This is a genomic window from Cronobacter malonaticus LMG 23826 (assembly GCF_001277215.2).
Taxonomy (GTDB): Bacteria; Pseudomonadota; Gammaproteobacteria; order Enterobacterales; family Enterobacteriaceae; genus Cronobacter; species Cronobacter malonaticus.
In genome coordinates, this window is the sequence record NZ_CP013940.1 from 600,908 (window position 1) to 618,884 (window position 17,977).

At 58.7% G+C, this 17,977-nt stretch carries 16 protein-coding genes and 1 other RNA gene; 13 read left to right on the plus strand and 4 right to left on the minus strand.

Translation table 11 applies throughout. The features are described from left to right. Positions 1-88: 88 nt before the first annotated feature. The 4 genes from fbaA (at position 89) to AFK66_RS02855 (ending at position 3,975) form a co-directional block, all read left to right on the plus strand. Positions 89-1,165: a class II fructose-bisphosphate aldolase gene (gene fbaA, locus AFK66_RS02840; protein WP_004385649.1), complete on the plus strand. Its 1,077-nt coding sequence runs from the start codon at positions 89-91 to the stop codon at positions 1,163-1,165. 188 nt (positions 1,166-1,353) lie between these two features. Further along, positions 1,354-2,292 (plus strand): small-conductance mechanosensitive channel MscS, encoded by a 939-nt coding sequence (locus tag AFK66_RS02845; protein ID WP_023898033.1) that lies wholly within the window; start codon positions 1,354-1,356, stop codon positions 2,290-2,292. A 145-nt stretch (positions 2,293-2,437) separates the two neighbouring features. Next, complete coding sequence (gene argO, locus AFK66_RS02850) at positions 2,438-3,073, plus strand: arginine exporter ArgO (RefSeq protein ID WP_007778001.1); 636 nt, start codon at positions 2,438-2,440, stop codon at positions 3,071-3,073. Between the two features lie 104 nt (positions 3,074-3,177). Next, positions 3,178-3,975 (plus strand): oxidative stress defense protein, encoded by a 798-nt coding sequence (locus AFK66_RS02855; protein WP_007777998.1) that lies wholly within the window; start codon positions 3,178-3,180, stop codon positions 3,973-3,975. A gap of 28 nt (positions 3,976-4,003) precedes the next feature. Here AFK66_RS02855 and argP read toward each other — a convergent pair whose 3' ends face one another. After that, complete coding sequence (gene argP / locus AFK66_RS02860) at positions 4,004-4,897, minus strand: DNA-binding transcriptional regulator ArgP (protein WP_007701437.1); 894 nt, start codon at positions 4,895-4,897, stop codon at positions 4,004-4,006. Positions 4,898-5,064: 167 nt separating this feature from the next. On the opposite strand from argP, the gene rpiA reads away from it, so the two are divergent. Next, a complete protein-coding gene (gene rpiA / locus AFK66_RS02865; protein ID WP_007796106.1) occupies positions 5,065-5,724 on the plus strand; it encodes a ribose-5-phosphate isomerase RpiA in 660 nt (219 codons plus the stop codon). Positions 5,725-5,993: 269 nt separating this feature from the next. Next, complete coding sequence (serA, locus tag AFK66_RS02870; RefSeq protein WP_007777992.1) at positions 5,994-7,232, plus strand: phosphoglycerate dehydrogenase; 1,239 nt, start codon at positions 5,994-5,996, stop codon at positions 7,230-7,232. An 80-nt stretch (positions 7,233-7,312) separates the two neighbouring features. Here the strand turns inward: serA and AFK66_RS02875 are convergent, their stop codons facing one another. The 3 genes from AFK66_RS02875 to zapA form a co-directional block, all read right to left on the minus strand. Next, on the minus strand, positions 7,313-7,909 hold the full coding sequence (locus AFK66_RS02875; RefSeq protein ID WP_007777990.1) for a 5-formyltetrahydrofolate cyclo-ligase: 597 nt from the start codon (positions 7,907-7,909) through the stop codon (positions 7,313-7,315). 15 nt (positions 7,910-7,924) lie between these two features. Continuing rightward, a non-coding RNA gene (gene ssrS, locus AFK66_RS02880) (6S RNA) lies at positions 7,925-8,108 on the minus strand. A gap of 42 nt (positions 8,109-8,150) precedes the next feature. Further along, entirely contained in the window at positions 8,151-8,480 is a 330-nt protein-coding gene (gene zapA / locus AFK66_RS02885) for a cell division protein ZapA (RefSeq protein WP_004385658.1), read from the minus strand. Positions 8,481-8,641: 161 nt separating this feature from the next. On the opposite strand from zapA, the gene AFK66_RS02890 reads away from it, so the two are divergent. From AFK66_RS02890 to gcvP, 7 genes are all read left to right on the plus strand, one after another. Continuing rightward, on the plus strand, positions 8,642-9,220 hold the full coding sequence (locus tag AFK66_RS02890) for a YecA/YgfB family protein (protein WP_004385660.1): 579 nt from the start codon (positions 8,642-8,644) through the stop codon (positions 9,218-9,220). Between the two features lie 23 nt (positions 9,221-9,243). Next, positions 9,244-10,560, plus strand: coding sequence for a Xaa-Pro aminopeptidase (gene pepP / locus AFK66_RS02895; RefSeq protein ID WP_023898036.1), 1,317 nt, complete (start codon positions 9,244-9,246; stop codon positions 10,558-10,560). Next, complete coding sequence (gene ubiH, locus AFK66_RS02900) at positions 10,557-11,735, plus strand: 2-octaprenyl-6-methoxyphenyl hydroxylase (RefSeq protein WP_023898037.1); 1,179 nt, start codon at positions 10,557-10,559, stop codon at positions 11,733-11,735. The genes pepP and ubiH overlap by 4 nt, the downstream gene beginning before the upstream one ends. Before the next feature lie 10 nt (positions 11,736-11,745). Beyond that, on the plus strand, positions 11,746-12,948 hold the full coding sequence (gene ubiI / locus AFK66_RS02905) for an FAD-dependent 2-octaprenylphenol hydroxylase (protein WP_023898038.1): 1,203 nt from the start codon (positions 11,746-11,748) through the stop codon (positions 12,946-12,948). 422 nt (positions 12,949-13,370) lie between these two features. After that, a complete protein-coding gene (gcvT, locus tag AFK66_RS02915) occupies positions 13,371-14,468 on the plus strand; it encodes a glycine cleavage system aminomethyltransferase GcvT (protein ID WP_007777978.1) in 1,098 nt (365 codons plus the stop codon). A 23-nt stretch (positions 14,469-14,491) separates the two neighbouring features. Beyond that, positions 14,492-14,881: a glycine cleavage system protein GcvH gene (gene gcvH / locus AFK66_RS02920; RefSeq protein WP_004385667.1), complete on the plus strand. Its 390-nt coding sequence runs from the start codon at positions 14,492-14,494 to the stop codon at positions 14,879-14,881. 130 nt (positions 14,882-15,011) lie between these two features. Beyond that, positions 15,012-17,885, plus strand: coding sequence for an aminomethyl-transferring glycine dehydrogenase (gene gcvP, locus AFK66_RS02925; RefSeq protein WP_023898042.1), 2,874 nt, complete (start codon positions 15,012-15,014; stop codon positions 17,883-17,885). The last annotated feature ends 92 nt before the right edge of the window (positions 17,886-17,977 follow it).

Here is a 17,977-nt window from a genome sequence, read left to right on the forward strand (position 1 = left end):
GGCGGGGCATCCCGCCTGTTTTTCAGCGCGCCTGACAGCTCGCTTACCCTTTTCAACGGTCGAAGATACACATACAGGACAACGCAATATGTCTAAAATTTTTGATTTCGTAAAACCGGGCGTCATCACTGGCGACGACGTACAGAAAGTATTCCAGGTAGCTAAAGAGAACAACTTTGCGCTGCCGGCAGTTAACTGCGTGGGTACCGATTCCATCAACGCCGTTCTGGAAACCGCTGCGAAAGTTAAAGCGCCGGTTATCGTTCAGTTCTCTAACGGCGGTGCCGCGTTTATCGCAGGCAAAGGCTTCAAAGGCGAAGGCCAGCAGGCAGCCATTCTGGGCGCTATCTCTGGCGCGCATCACGTTCACCAGATGGCTGAACACTACGGCGTGCCGGTTATCCTGCACACCGACCACTGCGCGAAGAAACTGCTGCCGTGGATCGACGGCCTGCTGGACGCGGGTGAAAAACACTTTGCCGCTACCGGCAAACCGCTGTTCTCTTCTCACATGATCGACCTGTCTGAAGAGTCTCTGGAAGAGAACATCGAAATCTGCTCCAAATACCTGGAGCGCATGTCCAAAATGGGCATGACCCTGGAAATCGAACTGGGCTGCACCGGCGGTGAAGAAGATGGCGTGGACAACAGCCATATGGACGCTTCCGCGCTCTACACCCAGCCGGAAGACGTTGACTACGCGTACACCAAACTGAACGCGATCAGCCACCGTTTCACCATCGCGGCCTCCTTCGGTAACGTACACGGCGTTTACAAGCCGGGTAACGTAAAACTGACCCCGACCATCCTGCGCGACTCTCAGGAATATGTTTCCAAAAAACACAACCTGCCGCACAACAGCCTGAACTTCGTCTTCCACGGCGGTTCCGGTTCTTCCGCTCAGGAAATCAAAGATTCCGTCAGCTACGGCGTAATCAAAATGAACATCGATACCGACACCCAGTGGGCCACCTGGGAAGGTATTCTGAAGTACTACAAAGAAAACGAAGCTTACCTGCAGGGTCAGCTGGGCAACCCGAAAGGCGAAGACCAGCCGAACAAGAAATACTACGATCCGCGCGTATGGCTGCGCGCTGCGCAGACCAGCATGGTGACTCGTCTGGAGCAGGCGTTCAAAGAACTGAACGCGGTAGACGTACTGTAATCTCGCTTACAGCGTCATCTGAAAAAGCCCACCTCTGGTGGGCTTTTCTTTTGGCAATAGCAACATACCGGAATCTGATTGACGGGTGGCCGACTGGCAGAGCGGCGGGGTTTTGTTTACCCTTTAACGACTGGCGCTGCCGTAAACCGGCAGTTTATTAATCACCCGACCAGGGGAAAGGATGTCGAATGGATGATTTACACGTAATAGACAGTATTAATAACGCCGGCGGCTGGCTGGTGCGCAACCAGGCGCTGCTTATCAGCTACGCGGTCAACATTGTGGCGGCCATCGCCATTATTATCGTCGGGATGATTGTGGCGCGCGCCATCTCCAATACGCTTAACCGCGTCATGATCGCCCGTCATATCGACGCTACCGTGGCGGATTTCCTCTCGGCTCTGGTGCGCTATGGGATCATCGCATTTACGCTGATTGCCGCGCTGGGCCGCGTCGGCGTGCAGACGGCGTCTGTCATCGCCGTTCTCGGTGCCGCCGGTCTGGCCGTTGGTCTTGCGCTGCAGGGGTCGCTTTCAAACCTCGCGGCAGGCGTGCTGCTGGTCACGTTCCGTCCGTTCCGCGCGGGAGAATATGTCGATCTCGGCGGTGTCGCCGGTTCCGTGTTGCATGTGCAGATCTTCTCCACCACGCTGCGTACGCCAGATGGCCGTATCGTCGTGGTGCCGAACGGGAAAATCATCGCGGGCAACATCATTAACTTTTCCCGCGAGCCGGTACGTCGTAACGAATTTATCATTGGTGTGTCTTACGACGCGGATATCGATAAAGTGCGCGCGCTGCTGACCGAGATTATCCAGTCCGATGAGCGCATCCTGAAAGATCGTGAAATGACGGTGCGCATGAACGAGCTGGGCGCGTCGTCCGTGAACTTTGTCATTCGCGTGTGGAGTAAGAGCAGCGATCTGCAGGAGGTTTACTGGGACGTGCTGGAGCGCATCAAGAAAACGCTGGATGCCAACGGTATCGGTATTCCTTACCCGCAGATGGATGTGCATTACAAGCCGGTGAAAAACGAGACTGAAGAGAACGCGCAGCCGCAAGCGTCGCAGTCTGCAATTATTACGCAGCCTGACGCGCCGAAAGAAAAACCGGCCGACGGCCAGTAAACTCAGGACGGTCTGCCATGCGCAGGCCGTTTTTTTATTCCTTCTTATTAGCGTTACTTATTGGTGATTAAAATTATTCGTTTTTTCTAATGAAAAGCAGCCCTTACACTGAGCGCCTGTCATAGCCATTCTTCAGGAACGCAACGTGTTAAGTTTTTATTTTCAGGGGCTTGCCCTTGGCGCCGCGATGATTTTACCGCTCGGCCCGCAAAACGCTTTTGTATTAAACCAGGGCATCCGCCGCCAGTATCATCTGATGATCGCCTCGCTCTGCGCGCTGAGCGATGTCGTCCTGATTTGCGCCGGGATTTTTGGCGGAAGCGCGATCCTGATGCAGTCGCCCTGGCTGCTGGCGCTGGTGACGTGGGGCGGCGTGGCGTTTTTGCTGTGGTACGGTTTCGGGGCGCTGAAAACCGCGCTGGCAGGCAACCCGGAGCTGGCATCGGCAGACGTTCTCAAACAGGGCAGGCTGCGTATCATCACCACGATGCTCGCGGTGACCTGGCTTAATCCGCACGTTTATCTCGACACCTTTGTGGTGCTCGGCAGCCTGGGCGGGCAGCTTGACGCCATACCGAAGCGCGCCTTTGCGCTTGGCACCATCAGCGCGTCTGTTGTCTGGTTCTTCAGCCTTGCGCTGCTTGCCGCCTGGCTTGCGCCGCGGCTTCGCACCGCAGGGGCGCAACGGACGATTAATCTGCTGGTGGGGCTGGTGATGTGGATTATCGCCTTCCAGCTGATGCGCGAAGGGATAGAATATCTGTCCGCGCTCGGCCTCTAAGCCTTCTCTGATGGACATTCGGCACTGAACCGCTAAGCTTGCAGGCAGATGCCCGACACTCTCTGGCGGGCGGTTTTACTTGCACGCAGCATGGAGGAAGAACAGTGAAGTTTAAAGTGATGGCCCTTGCGGCAATGATTGGTTTAGGCGCGGCGTCCGTTCAGGCGAATGAACTGCCCAACGGCCCGCATATCGTCACCTCCGGCACGGCGAGCGTGGATGCGGTACCGGATATCGCGACGCTGGCTATTGAAGTTAATGTTTCCGCGAAAGACGCGGCGGCGGCGAAAAAGCAGGCGGACGAGCGGGTAGGGCAGTACCTGACTTTTCTGCAGAACAACGGCGTGGAGAAAAAAGACGTTAACGCCGCTAACCTGCGCACCCAGCCGGAATATGAGTATCTCAAGGATGGCAAAACCCAGCTGAAAGGTTATCGCGCGGTACGCACCGTCGACGTGACGTTGCGCAAGCTCGATAAACTGAACGAGCTGCTGGATGGCGCGCTCAAAGCGGGCCTGAATGAGATCCGCTCCGTCTCCTTAGGCGTGGCGCACCCGGATGAGTATAAAGATAAAGCCCGTAAAGCGGCCATCGACGACGCGGTACGCCAGGCGCAGCAGTTGGCGAGCGGCTTTAACAGCAAGCTTGGCCCGGTTTACAGCGTGCGCTACCACGTCTCTAACTACCAGCCGACGCCGATGATGCGGATGATGAAAGCCGAAGCGGCAGCGCCGGCTTCCGCGCAGGACACCTACGATCAGCAGACGATCCAGTTCGACGATCAGGTGGATGTGGTGTTTGAACTCCAGCCTTCCCAGGCACAGAGCGGTACGCCGAACCAGAATGGTACGGCAAACCAGGGCACTGCGCCTGCGGCGACTAACGCGCCATCCCAGCAGTAAGTGAAAAACCCGCCATCTGGCGGGTTTTTTAATCCTGACGCAGCACTTTGCGCCCGTAATCCAGCAGCGCGTCGGTGACTTTGCGCATCATCCGGCTTTCCGGCGCGAAGCGGTGCCAGAAAAGCATCCGGCGCTGGTACAGCCCAGGCGTAAGATCGATAAGCTCACCGCTTTGCAGCTCTTTTTCTATCTGCAGATGCGGGATCATACAGCAGGTCGTGCCCTGGCGAGCCAGCTGTACGAAGGCTTCTGACGAGTTAACGATGTGGCAGGGCACACTGCCCGGCGGCAGATCGAAATTCTGCTGTAAAAACGCCTGATGCATATCATCCAGATGGTCGAACGCGACGGCGGGCGCTTTCAGGAGCGACGCGCGCGTCACGCCGTTCGGAAAGTAGCGATCGGCAAAAGGTTTCGAGGCGACGAAGAGATAGTCCAGCGCGCCCAGCTGATCGACAAGGCAGCTTGGCAGCGCCTGCGGCTGAATACTCACCGCGCCGACCACTTCACCGCGGCGCAGCCGCTCCTGGGTGCGGGTTTCATCTTCCACCTGCAAATTGAGACGCACCGGCGAATCCGCCAGCACGGGGGCAAGAGCAGGCAAAAGCCAGGTCGCGAGACTGTCGGCGTTGACCGCGAGCGACAGCAGCAGCGGCGTCGAACCTGTCTGTTCATCGCCCAGCCACTCTTCTTCCAGCAGTTCAACCTGGCGCAGCAGAGCCAGCAGCTTTTGCCCTTGCTCGGTCGGGCGCGGCGGTACGGTGCGCACCAGCAGCGGCTGGCCGAAGGTGTTTTCCAGCTGTTTAATACGTTGTGACACGGCGGACTGCGTAATACACAGCTTTTGTGCGGCACGCTCAAACCCGCGCTCTCTTATTACCGCATCCAGCGCCTGTAGTGTTCGGTAGTCCGGGCGTTTCATCTCTCTGGTGTGCTCCCTGTCTCGTTATGTTCCGCACTATGACATAAATTTGCACCGGATACAGACCCAAACGCAAACATCGGAGCTGTGCCGCAGAATGACTCCCCCATTGCGTGGCGGGTTGTTTTATAATGCGGCACAGTTTTTACACCACAGGCAAAACTCTCATGACGCAGGATGAACTTAAAAAAGCCGTCGGCTGGGCCGCACTGAAGTATGTCGAGCCGGGCACGATTGTCGGCGTAGGCACAGGCTCCACCGCCGCGCATTTTATCGACGCGCTGGGCACCATGAAAAACGAGATTGAAGGCGCGGTTTCCAGCTCTGACGCCTCCACCGCGAAGCTTAAAAGCTTAGGCATTACCGTTTTCGATCTTAATGAAGTGGATTCTCTGGGCATCTATGTCGATGGCGCAGATGAAATCAACGGCCAGATGCAGATGATCAAAGGCGGCGGCGCGGCGCTGACGCGCGAGAAAATCATCGCGTCGGTGGCGCAAAAGTTCATCTGTATCGCGGATGCGTCCAAACAGGTGGATGTGCTTGGCACTTTCCCGCTACCGGTGGAAGTGATCCCGATGGCCCGCAGCGCGGTCGCGCGTCAGCTGGTGAAGCTCGGCGGACGCCCGGAGTATCGCCAGGGTGTGGTGACGGATAACGGCAACGTTATTCTGGACGTTTACGGTTTAACCATTCTCGACCCGATCGCGCTGGAGAACGCCATTAACGGCATTCCGGGCGTCGTCACCGTCGGCTTGTTTGCCAACCGCGGCGCGGATGTGGCGCTCATCGGCACCGCCGATGGCGTGAAAACCATTGTAAAATGATCTGACTGGGGCGCTCCGGCGCCCCTACGGTTAAAAAAATTCCCCTGCGTTAAATTTGGTGACATCTCTCACATTTTTGTTTCCATCCTGTTAATCCTTCCGTCATATTTCTGCCCTGCAACATTTTCTTCTGCCTTTTATCTCTGCGTGATGTTTCTTCAACGTCGTGACGCAAACGTTCATATTGCCGGGAACGCAAATTTTGATATGTTGGCAGAAGGCTGGCTTATTTCAGCTTCATAACAGTTCAGACAAGACAGGGTCGGGAAATGGCAAAAGTATCGCTGGAGAAAGACAAAATTAAATTCTTGCTGGTGGAAGGGGTTCACCAGAAAGCCATCGATAGCCTGCGTGCCGCAGGTTATACCAATATCGAATACCACAAGGGCGCGCTTGACAGCGAACAGCTGAAAGCGTCCATCCGCGATGCGCACTTTATCGGCCTGCGATCCCGTACTCATCTGACTGAAGAGATTTTTGCCGCGGCGGAAAAACTGGTGGCGGTCGGCTGCTTCTGCATCGGCACCAACCAGGTGGATCTGGACGCGGCGGCGAAGCGCGGCATTCCGGTCTTTAACGCGCCGTTCTCCAACACCCGCTCGGTGGCCGAGCTGGTGATTGGCGAGCTGTTGCTGCTGCTGCGCGGCATTCCTGAAGCGAACGCTAAAGCGCATCGCGGCATCTGGAACAAACTGGCGACCGGCTCGTTTGAAGCGCGTGGTAAAAAACTCGGCATTATCGGCTACGGCCATATCGGCACCCAGCTCGGTATCCTCGCGGAATCGCTGGGGATGAATGTCTTTTTCTACGATATCGAAAGCAAGCTGCCGCTCGGTAACGCCACGCAGGTGCAGCATCTCTCCGATCTGCTCAATATGAGCGACGTAGTGAGCCTGCACGTGCCGGAAAACGCGTCCACCAAAAATATGATTGGTGCCGAAGAGCTGGCGCTGATGAAGCCCGGCGCGCTGCTGATCAACGCCGCGCGCGGTACGGTGGTCGATATCCCGGCGCTGTGCGAGGCGCTCTCCAGCAAACATCTGGCCGGTGCCGCGATTGACGTTTTCCCGGTCGAGCCTGCGACCAACAGCGATCCGTTTAACTCGCCGCTGTGCGAGTTCGACAACGTGATCCTGACGCCGCACATCGGCGGTTCCACCCAGGAAGCGCAGGAAAATATCGGTCTGGAAGTGGCGGGCAAACTGGCGAAATACTCCGACAACGGCTCTACGCTCTCGGCGGTGAATTTCCCGGAAGTTTCTCTGCCGCTGCACGGTGGCAGCGTCAGCCGTCTGCTGCATATTCATGAAAACCGCCCGGGCGTGCTGACCGCCATCAACCAGATCTTCGCCGAGCAGGGCGTCAACATCGCGGCGCAGTATCTGCAAACCACGCCGCAGATGGGTTATGTGGTGATTGATGTGGATGCGCCGGAAGATGTCGCGTACAACGCGCTGCAAAGCATGAAAGCGATTCAGGGCACGATCCGCGCGCGTCTGCTGTACTGATGCGATAAGGCCGGGCATTTTACCCGGCCTGCTGAAACCGATGTTGAGCCGGGTTAGCGTAAGCGACCCGGCTTTTTATTTCACCAGCGCCATATTTTCGTTGGCGTCACCACCACTGGCAGTGGAATGTCCCACTCCTGCACCGGCAGGCTTTCCACCTGCTGGCAGTCGTGCGCGTAGCCGACCGGCAAGAATCCATGCGCGCGCCAGTTTTGCAGCGTGCGGTCGTAAAAACCGCCGCCCATGCCGAGGCGCTGCCCAGTGCGGTCAAACGCCACCAGCGGCGTGATAAGCACGTCGAGACGGTCTAACGGCAGCACATGGCGCACATCCAGCGCAGGCTCAAGAATTTTCAGACGATTCGTGGCGAGCAGGCTGTCTGGCAGGTAACGCAAAAACAGCAAATTGCCGGGACTGAAAGGATGAAGTACAGGCAGATACACCTGTTTTCCGGCGCGCCACAGCCCTTCGATCAGCGGACGGGTATCGAGTTCGCCATCAAAAGAGAGAAACACCGCCACGCTTTTCGCTTCCACCACCGGAGCGAAGCCCAGCATACGGGCGGCGGCCTGTTCGGCGAAATGCGCCTGCTGGTCAGCCGTCAACGCGCGACGCTTTTGGCGGATCTCTTTACGGATGTGTTGACGAAGGTCTGATGTAACGGGAAGTTCTGTCATGGTAGTAGAAGAAGGGGAATCTCCGAGATGCCGCCGCAGGCTGTAACCCTTGAACCCGCGGTTCAAGGTGAATGCGTCGTCACGGTTTTCAGGCTTCTCGGACGAACCGAGCATGCTCACCAACCGTGGAGCGTCACATTCTGTTTTTTTGAAATATCGGCTCAGGGGACTGGCCCGCTTGCGAACATCTCAGAGAAATTTTTTGCTTCACGGTCACTCTACCATAGTAGACCCTGAAGCGTTATTCAAACTTAGGCTCCGCTCTTTCGCTTATGCGACCTTGCTCAAGTAATGCTTGCTCAATGGTCTGCTGGAGCATCCGGATACGCTGTTCCATGTTGGCCGCGTAGTCACGGGTTTTCACTTTTTCCTGAGCCAGCTCATAACAGATGTTTAATGCTGCGATGAAAACTAACTGCTCAGTATTGGTGACTCTAGTGCGAACTTTCAGATCTTGCAACCGTTGATTCAGCTCGTCCGCAGCCTGATTCAGTGCATCTCGCTGTTCAGGCGGACAATTCACCCGCAGTGAACGCCCAAAAATTTGGATATCGACTGGTTGTGCAGACATTCCACTTTCCTGCTGTTGACTCGCCAACCATTCGCGCCGGGGCTGCGAAGGGGCGACACTATAGCTACCCTGATATGAAGACACAAGCCCTTTTCTGGTATCACCAGGGCACGAAGTGGTAGCATAACACGAACTCATCCTCCCAACGACGACGAATGCGCATGTCTATACAGAACGAAATGCCTGGTTACGACGAGGTCGGCCAGTTGCTTAATCAGCAAGGCGTGGGCCTGACCCCCGCAGAAATGCACGGCCTTATCAGCGGAATCCTGTGCGGCGGCAATCATGACAGCAGCTGGCAACCGCTACTGCACGACCTGACCAACGAGGGACTGGCGTTCGGCCAGCAGCTCGCTCAGGCGTTGCGTCAGCTACACGCCGCCACCAGCGATACGCTGGAGGATGACGGTTTTCTGTTTCAGCTCTGGCTGCCGGACGGCGACGATGTCTCGGTCTTTGATCGCGCCGACGCGCTGGCAGGCTGGGTAAACCATTTCCTGTTGGGCCTCGGCGTCACCCAGCCGAAGCTCGACAAAATCACCGGCGAAACCGGCGAAGCCATCGACGATCTGCGCAACATTGCCCAGCTCGGTTATGACGAAGGCGAAGATCAGGAAGAGCTGGAGATGTCGCTTGAGGAGATCATCGAGTATGTGCGCGTCGCGGCGCTGCTCTGCCACGACACCTTTACGCGCCAGTCACCGACCGCGCCGGAAGTGAAAAAGCCCACGCTTCACTAACATTCGTTTACTCAGGAGGTGCAATGACACAGCAAGAGTTTCTGCGACGCCGTCAGGCGTTGCTGGCGAAAATGGCTCCGGCCAGCGCGGCGCTGATTTTCGCCGCGCCGGAAGCGACGCGCAGCGCCGACAGCGAATATCCGTACCGTCAGAACAGCGATTTCTGGTATTTCACCGGCTTCAATGAACCCGAAGCGGTGCTGGTGCTGATTAAAAGCGATGAAACGCACAGCCACAGCGTGATTTTCAACCGCCTGCGCGATAAAACCGCGGAAATCTGGTTCGGCCGTCGTCTCGGCCAGGAGGCGGCCCCGGCGAAGCTTGGCGTCGACCGTGCGCTGGCGTTTAACGAAATCGACGAGCAGCTGTATCAACTGCTGAACGGGCTGGATGTGGTCTATCACGCGCAGGGCGAATATGCCTACGCCGACACCATCGTGTTCACCGCGCTGGATAAACTGCGCCGCGGCGCTCGCCAGAACCTCTCCGCGCCCGCCACCCTCACCGACTGGCGGCCCTGGGTACACGAAATGCGCCTGTTTAAATCGCCGGAAGAGCTGGCTGTTATGCGCCGCGCTGGTGAAATCAGCGCGCTGGCCCACACCCGCGCGATGCAGAAGTGCCGTCCGGGCATGTATGAATACCAGCTCGAAGGCGAAATTCTGCATGAGTTCACCCGCCACGGCGCGCGCTTTCCGTCCTACAGCACCATTGTGGGCGGCGGCGAAAACGGCTGCATCCTGCACTACACCGAAAACGAAAGCCAGCTACGCGACGGCGATTTAGTGCTTATCGACGCGGGCTGTGAATACAAAGGCTACGCGGGCGATATCACCCGCACCTTCCCGGTGAATGGCAAATTCACACCCGCTCAGCGCGCGGTTTACGACATCGTGCTGGAGTCGCTTGAAACTGCGCTGCGTCTTTTCCGTCCGGGCACGTCGATTCAGGATGTGACCGGCGATGTGGTGCGCGTGATGGTGAAAGGGCTTATCGGGCTTGGCATTCTGAAAGGCGACGTGGAACAGCTGGTCGCCGAGAACGCGCACCGTCCGTACTTTATGCACGGGCTCAGCCACTGGCTGGGGCTGGATGTGCATGATGTCGGCTTCTATGGCCCGGATCGCTCGCGCATCCTGGCGCCAGGCATGGTTATCACCGTTGAGCCGGGGCTTTATATCGCGCCGGACGCCGACGTACCTGAAGAGTACCGCGGCATCGGTATCCGTATCGAAGACGATATCGTCATTACCGAAACCGGTAATGAGAACCTGACCGCCAGCGTGGTGAAATCGGCGGACGATATCGAAGCGCTGATGGCGGCGGCGCGTCGCTCATGAGCGTGATCATCGCCGGCGGCGGCATGGCTGGCGCAACGCTTGCGCTGGCTCTCTCTCGTTTTACCCATGGCGCGTTGCCGGTGCATCTGGTGGAAGCCAGCGCGCCGGAATCCGCCGCGCATCCGGGATTTGACGCCCGCGCCATCGCGCTTGCCGACGGCACCTGCCGCGAGCTGGCGCGCGTTGGCGTCTGGCAGGCGCTCGCGCCCTGTGCGACGCCTATCACCACCGTTCACGTTAGCGACCGCGGCCACGCCGGTTTTGTGACGCTGAACGCGCGCGATTACCAGACGCAGGCGCTGGGAAACGTGGTGGAGCTGCACGACGCCGGGCAGCGGCTTTTCAGCCTGCTGCGTAAAGCGCCGGGCGTTCATCTGCACTGCCCGGCGCGCGTCACGGCCATTACGCGTCGTGACGAGGCGGTCAGCGTACAGCTTGATAACGGCGAGACGCTGGAGGGGCAACTGCTGGTCGCGGCCGACGGTTCACGTTCGTCCATTGGCGCGCAGTGCGGCATCGAATGGCGTCAGCAGCCTTATCATCAGGCGGCAATCATCGCGAATGTCGCGACGGCGCTGCCGCATCAGGGTCGCGCGTTCGAGCGTTTTACCGAACACGGCCCGCTGGCGCTGCTGCCGATGTCGGGCGGTCGTAGTTCACTCGTCTGGTGCCATCCTCTCGATAAACAGGCCGAGGTGCTTGGCTGGAGCGATGAGCGCTTCTGCCGCGAATTGCAGGCGGCCTTTGGCTGGCGTCTGGGACGCATTACGCACGCGGGTGCGCGCAGCGGTTATCCGCTCGCGTTAAGTCTCGCCTCGCGGGTGATTTCTCACCGCACGGCGCTGGTTGGCAACGCCGCCCAGACGCTGCACCCGATCGCCGGACAGGGGTTCAACCTCGGGCTTCGTGATGTCATGACGCTCGCCGAGACGCTGGCGCAGGCTTTCGCGCGCGGCGAAGATATCGGCGCATATCCGGTGCTTGGCGCGTATCAACAGCGCCGCGAGCAGGATAAAGCCGCAACCATCGGCGTGACCGACGGACTGGTGCAGCTTTTCGCCAACCGCTGGTCGCCGCTGGTCGTTGGGCGCAACCTTGGCCTGATGGCAATGGATCTATTTACCCCGGCGCGTGACGCGCTGGCCAGACGCACCCTCGGTTGGGTGCCGCGCTAAGGAGTCGAATGTGCAAAGTGTAGATGTAGCGATTGTCGGCGGCGGCATGGTCGGGCTGGCAGTAGCCTGCGGGCTGGAAGGCAGCGGGCTGCGCGTCGCGGTGCTGGAACAGCGCGCGCCTGAACCGCTGGAGGCGAGCGCGCCGCCAGCGCTGCGGGTGTCGGCGATTAACGCCGCCAGCGAAGCGTTGCTAAAAAAGCTTGATGTCTGGGACGCCATTCTTCGTCAGCGCGCAGCCGCCTACCACGGCATGGAAGTCTGGGAGAAAGACAGTTTCGGGCGCATCGCGTTTGATGACGCATCGTTTGGCTTCAGCCATCTCGGGCACATTATTGAAAACCAGGCGATCCACTACGCGCTGTGGCAAAAAGCGCAGCAGTGTAAGTCGGTGACGCTGATAGCACCCGCGACGCTGCAACAGGTCGCGTGGGGTGAAAACGAAGCCTTTCTTACGCTTGAAGACGGCAACATGCTGACGGCGCGTCTGGTTATTGGCGCAGATGGCGCGAACTCCTGGCTGCGCACAAAAGCGGAAATTCCGCTGACGTCCTGGGATTACCAGCATCATGCGCTGGTCGCCACGATCCGCACCGAAGAGGCGCATGGCGGCGTGGCGCGCCAGGTGTTCCACGGCGACGGTATTCTGGCGTTTCTGCCGCTAAGCGACCCACATCTGTGTTCCATCGTCTGGTCGCTTTCGCCTCAGGAAGCCGACCGGATGCAGCAGGCACCGGTGTCGGTGTTTAATCAGACGCTCTGCGTGGCGTTCGATATTCGTCTCGGCTTATGCGCGCTTGAGAGCGAGCGTCAGGTTTTTCCGCTCACCGGCCGCTATGCGCGCCAGTTCGCCGCGCACCGTCTGGCGCTGGTTGGCGACGCGGCGCACACCATTCATCCGCTGGCCGGGCAGGGCGTTAACCTCGGCTTTATGGATGCCGCCGAACTGATAAGCGAACTGCGCCGTCTGCAACAGCAGGGCAAAGATATCGGCCAGCACCTTTATCTGCGCCGCTACGAGCGCAGCCGTAAACATGCCGCCGCGATGATGCTGGCGGGCATGCAGGGTTTCCGCGAGCTTTTCTCCGGCGCTAACCCGGCGAAAAAGCTGCTGCGCGATCTGGGCTTAACGCTTGCCGATAAACTGCCGGGCGTTAAACCGCAGCTGATTCGCCAGGCGATGGGGCTTAACGATCTGCCGGAGTGGTTGCGTTAACTGCGTCACACTTCTCTTTCCGGCATACGGAAAGAGAAGTCTCTCCCCGTTTGAAATATTCTAATTTAACCCGCTTTTTCGGATTAGTTTTTTTAATCTCTGGATTTTTCCCTTTCCATTATTTTCCCTTCAAAACAGCGTTTTCTGCCCGGTTATTTTGAAAAGGCGGCAAAGCGTTAGCGTTTTGGCCGTACCTGAAACCATTCAGGCAGTGTTTCATGCTGCGGCGTGAAAAAGGATTTTGCGCCATAAGCTAATCTGATGACACAGCCTGGCTTATGGTTTACGCCCTCGTTCGGTGATAAGTTCAGACGCAAGATAACGTTTGCGTCGCCGCCGGGATCGGCGTCGGCGCCGGGTTTCATTCAGCGTGTTGCGCCGTTCGAAACCCACACCAACCCGGCTGACAGGATGAGGAAAAGATGGCTCAACAAACCCCGTTGTATGAACAGCACAACCTCTGCGGCGCGCGCATGGTGGATTTCCACGGCTGGATGATGCCGCTGCATTACGGCTCGCAGATTGATGAGCACCATGCGGTGCGTAACGACGCGGGGATGTTTGATGTCTCCCATATGACCATTGTCGACCTGCGCGGCGCACGTACCCGCGACTTCCTCCGCTACCTGCTGGCTAACGATGTGGCAAAGCTCACCCAGCCGGGCAAAGCGCTCTACACTGCCATGCTCAACGCCTCCGGCGGCGTGATTGACGACCTGATTGTCTACTTCATGACCGAAGACTATTTCCGTCTGGTCGTGAACTCCGCCACCCGTGAAAAAGACCTCGCCTGGATTAACGAGCACGCCGAGCCGTATGGCGTTTCCGTCACGGTGCGCGACGATCTCTCCCTTATCGCCGTCCAGGGGCCGAACGCGAAGGCGAAAGCCGCCACGCTGTTTACCGACGCGCAGCGTAAAGCCACAGAAGGCATGAAGCCGTTTTTCGGCGTGCAGGCGGATGATCTGTTTATCGCCACCACCGGCTATACCGGCGAGGCGGGCTATGAAATCGCGATGCCGAATGAAAAAGCGGCCGGCTTCTGGAGCCAGCTTGTGGAAGCGGGCGTTAAACCGTGCGGCCTTGGCGCGCGCGATACGCTGCGCCTTGAGGCAGGCATGAATCTTTATGGCCAGGAGATGGACGAGGGCATTTCGCCGCTCGCCGCCAATATGGGCTGGACGATCGCCTGGCAGCCGGAAGACCGCGCGTTTATCGGTCGCGATGCACTGGAAGCCCAGCGTGAGAACGGCACTGAACAGCTGGTTGGTCTGGTCATGACGGAAAAAGGGGTGCTGCGCGGCGAGCTGCCGGTGCGTTTCACCGATGATCAGGGCAACGCCCGCGAAGGCATCATCACCAGCGGCACCTTCTCACCAACGCTTGGCTACAGCATCGCGCTGGCTCGCGTTCCTGCGGGTATCGGCGATACTGCCATTGTGCAGATCCGCAACCGCGAAATGCCCGTGAAAGTCACTAAACCCGTTTTCGTGCGCGCCGGTAAGCCGGTCACGCAGTAAGTTTTGTTATCAGGAGAGAAGCAATGAGCAATGTGCCAAACGAACTGAAATACAGCAAAGAACACGAATGGCTGCGTAAAGAAGCTGACGGCACTTACACCGTCGGGATCACCGAGCACGCGCAGGAACTGCTGGGCGACATGGTGTTTGTCGATCTGCCGGACGTCGGCACGACCGTTAACGCGGGCGATGACTGCGCCGTCGCGGAGTCCGTAAAAGCCGCCTCCGACATCTACGCGCCGGTCAGCGGCGAGATCGTGGCCGTCAACGACGCGCTGAGCGATTCACCGGAGCTGGTTAACAGCGAGCCTTACGGCCAGGGCTGGATCTTCAAAATCAAAGCCAGCGATGAGGCCGAAGTGGCTGCGCTGCTGGACGCCAGCGCGTATGAAGCGCTGTTAGAAGACGAGTAATTCACGGGACCTCGCCCCTGCGTAACGTCAGGGGCAGGCGCGGGCGCGCTTCGCCTGCGCCGCTCCCGCCGGGAGCACGACTGACCATCGCATTTATTTGCCTCACTGCACGTTTCAGGAAATATCGCCCATGACCCAGACCCTGAGCCACCTGGAAAATCGCGACGCTTTTATCGAGCGCCATATCGGACCGGGTGTTGACCAGCAGCAGGAGATGCTGCGCACCGTTGGCGCGGACTCGCTGGATGCGCTGATTTCGCAAATCGTTCCTGCGGATATCCAGCTTGCGACGCCGCCCGACGTCGGCGACGCCGCCACCGAATTCGCCGCGCTGGCGGAGCTGAAAGCCATCGCCGGGCGCAACAAACTCTTTAAAAACTATATCGGCATGGGCTACACCGCGGTGCACACGCCGCCGGTTATCCTGCGCAATATGCTGGAGAATCCGGGCTGGTACACGGCCTATACGCCGTATCAGCCGGAGGTGTCGCAGGGGCGTCTGGAAGCGCTTTTGAACTTCCAGCAGGTAACGCTGGATCTGACGGGGCTGGATATCGCCTCCGCCTCGCTGCTCGATGAAGCCACCGCAGCGGCGGAAGCTATGGCGATGGCCAAACGCGTCAGCAAACTGAAAAACGCCAACCGTTTCTTCGTGGCCGCGGATGTGCATCCGCAGACGCTGGATGTGGTTCGCACCCGCGCCGAAACGTTCGGCTTTGAGGTGATCGTCGATGACGCGCCAAAGGCGCTCGATCATCAGGATCTCTTCGGCGTGCTGTTGCAGCAGGTGGGCACCACTGGCGAAGTGCATGACTACCGCGAACTGATTAGCGAGCTGAAATCCCGCAAAGTGATTGTGAGCGTGGCGGCCGATTTTATGGCGCTGGTGCTCCTGACTGCGCCTGGCAAACAGGGCGCGGATATTGTTTTCGGCTCCGCCCAGCGTTTTGGCGTCCCGATGGGCTACGGTGGCCCGCACGCCGCGTTCTTTGCCGCCAGCGATGAGTTTAAACGTTCTATGCCGGGGCGCATTATCGGCGTATCGAAAGACGCCGCCGGGCGCACCGCGCTGCGTATGGCGATGCAGACCCGCGAGCAACACATTCGCCGCGAGAAAGCCAACTCCAACATCTGTACCTCTCAGGTGCTGCTGGCCAATATCGCGAGCCTCTACGCCGTATTCCACGGCCCGGCAGGGCTGAAGCGCATCGCCAGCCGTATTCACCGTTTCGCCGATATTCTGGCGTCGGGCCTGCAACAGAAAGGGCTGAAGCTGCGTCACGCGACCTGGTTCGACACCCTGTGCGTCGAGGTGGCGGATAAAGCCGCCGTACTGGCACGCGCGCAGGCCAGTGAAATCAACCTGCGCAGCGATATTCCGGGCGCAGTGGGCATTACGCTTGATGAAACCACGACGCGTGCCGATGTGCAGGTGCTGCTGCGCGTGGTCACAGGCGAGGACGCGGCCTTTGATATCGACGCGCTGGATAAAGAGGTGGCGCATGACAGCCGCTCCATTCCGGCCGCGATGCTGCGCGATGACGCTATCCTGACGCATCCGGTCTTTAACCGCTATCACAGCGAAACCGAGATGATGCGCTATATGCACAGCCTCGAGCGTAAAGATCTGGCGCTGAATCAGGCGATGATCCCGCTTGGCTCCTGCACCATGAAACTTAACGCGGCGGCGGAAATGATCCCGATCACCTGGCCGGAATTCGCCGGGCTGCATCCGTTCTGTCCGGCGGATCAGGCGGAAGGGTATTTGCAAATGATCGGCCAGCTCTCCGACTGGCTGGTGAAACTCACCGGCTATGACGCGCTCTGCATGCAGCCGAACTCCGGCGCGCAGGGGGAATACGCGGGCCTGCTGGCGATTCGCCATTATCATGAGAGCCGCAACGAGGGCCATCGCGATATCTGCCTTATCCCGAGCTCTGCGCACGGCACCAACCCGGCATCGGCACAGATGGCGGGGATGCAGGTGGTGGTGGTGGCCTGTGATAAACAGGGCAACATCGATCTCGCCGATCTGCGCGCCAAAGCCGAAACGGCGGGCGATAAACTCTCCTGCATTATGGTGACCTACCCGTCCACCCACGGCGTGTATGAAGAAACCATCCGCGAGGTGTGCGACATCGTGCATCAGTACGGCGGCCAGGTTTACCTGGACGGCGCCAACATGAACGCCCAGGTAGGCATCACTTCGCCGGGCTACATCGGCGCGGATGTGTCGCACCTTAACCTGCATAAAACGTTCTGCATTCCGCACGGCGGCGGCGGCCCGGGCATGGGCCCGATTGGCGTGAAAGCGCATCTGGCGCCGTTTGTGCCGGGCCACAGCGTGGTGCAGATTGAAGGCATGCTGACCTCGCAGGGCGCGGTTTCCGCGGCACCTTTCGGCAGCGCGTCGATTCTGCCGATAAGCTGGATGTATATCCGTATGATGGGATCGCAGGGGCTGAAAAAAGCGAGCCAGACGGCCATCCTCAACGCGAACTACATCGCAAGCCGCCTGAAAGACGCCTATCCAGTGCTCTACACCGGGCGCGATGGCCGCGTGGCGCACGAATGTATTCTGGATATTCGTCCGCTGAAAGAGGCTACCGGCATTAGCGAGCTGGATATCGCCAAGCGTCTTATCGACTACGGTTTCCACGCGCCGACCATGTCTTTCCCGGTGGCGGGTACGCTGATGGTTGAACCGACCGAATCGGAAAGCAAAACCGAGCTGGATCGCTTTATCGACGCGATGTTGGCTATTCGTGGCGAAATCGACCGCGTGGCGCAGGGCGAATGGCCACAGGACGACAACCCGCTGGTGAACGCGCCGCACGTGCAGCGCGAACTGGCGCAGGAGTGGGAACACGCCTATAGCCGCGAGCTGGCGGCTTTCCCGGCAGGTTTTGAGAATAAATACTGGCCGACCGTGAAGCGTCTCGATGACGTCTACGGCGACCGTAATCTGTTCTGCTCCTGCGTGCCGATGAGCGAGTATCAGTAACGTCAGGCTTTAAATACAGACCATAGAGGGCGCTTCGGCGCCCTTTTTTTATTCTGTAGCGCCCGTTTTTATAGCCACACTACCTGATTGGT

Bases quoted from the DNA above. Each gene is read 5' to 3' on its own strand.
- fbaA (WP_004385649.1), top strand. From the start codon at position 89: ATGTCTAAAATTTTTGATTTCGTAAAACCGGGCGTCATCACTGGCGAC.
- AFK66_RS02845 (WP_023898033.1), top strand. From the start codon at position 1,354: ATGGATGATTTACACGTAATAGACAGTATTAATAACGCCGGCGGCTGG.
- argP (WP_007701437.1), bottom strand. From the start codon at position 4,897: ATGAAACGCCCGGACTACCGAACACTACAGGCGCTGGATGCGGTAATA.
- rpiA (WP_007796106.1), top strand. From the start codon at position 5,065: ATGACGCAGGATGAACTTAAAAAAGCCGTCGGCTGGGCCGCACTGAAG.
- serA (WP_007777992.1), top strand. From the start codon at position 5,994: ATGGCAAAAGTATCGCTGGAGAAAGACAAAATTAAATTCTTGCTGGTG.
- AFK66_RS02875 (WP_007777990.1), bottom strand. From the start codon at position 7,909: ATGACAGAACTTCCCGTTACATCAGACCTTCGTCAACACATCCGTAAA.
- zapA (WP_004385658.1), bottom strand. From the start codon at position 8,480: ATGTCTGCACAACCAGTCGATATCCAAATTTTTGGGCGTTCACTGCGG.
- AFK66_RS02890 (WP_004385660.1), top strand. From the start codon at position 8,642: ATGTCTATACAGAACGAAATGCCTGGTTACGACGAGGTCGGCCAGTTG.
- pepP (WP_023898036.1), top strand. From the start codon at position 9,244: ATGACACAGCAAGAGTTTCTGCGACGCCGTCAGGCGTTGCTGGCGAAA.
- ubiH (WP_023898037.1), top strand. From the start codon at position 10,557: ATGAGCGTGATCATCGCCGGCGGCGGCATGGCTGGCGCAACGCTTGCG.
- gcvT (WP_007777978.1), top strand. From the start codon at position 13,371: ATGGCTCAACAAACCCCGTTGTATGAACAGCACAACCTCTGCGGCGCG.
- gcvH (WP_004385667.1), top strand. From the start codon at position 14,492: ATGAGCAATGTGCCAAACGAACTGAAATACAGCAAAGAACACGAATGG.
- gcvP (WP_023898042.1), top strand. From the start codon at position 15,012: ATGACCCAGACCCTGAGCCACCTGGAAAATCGCGACGCTTTTATCGAG.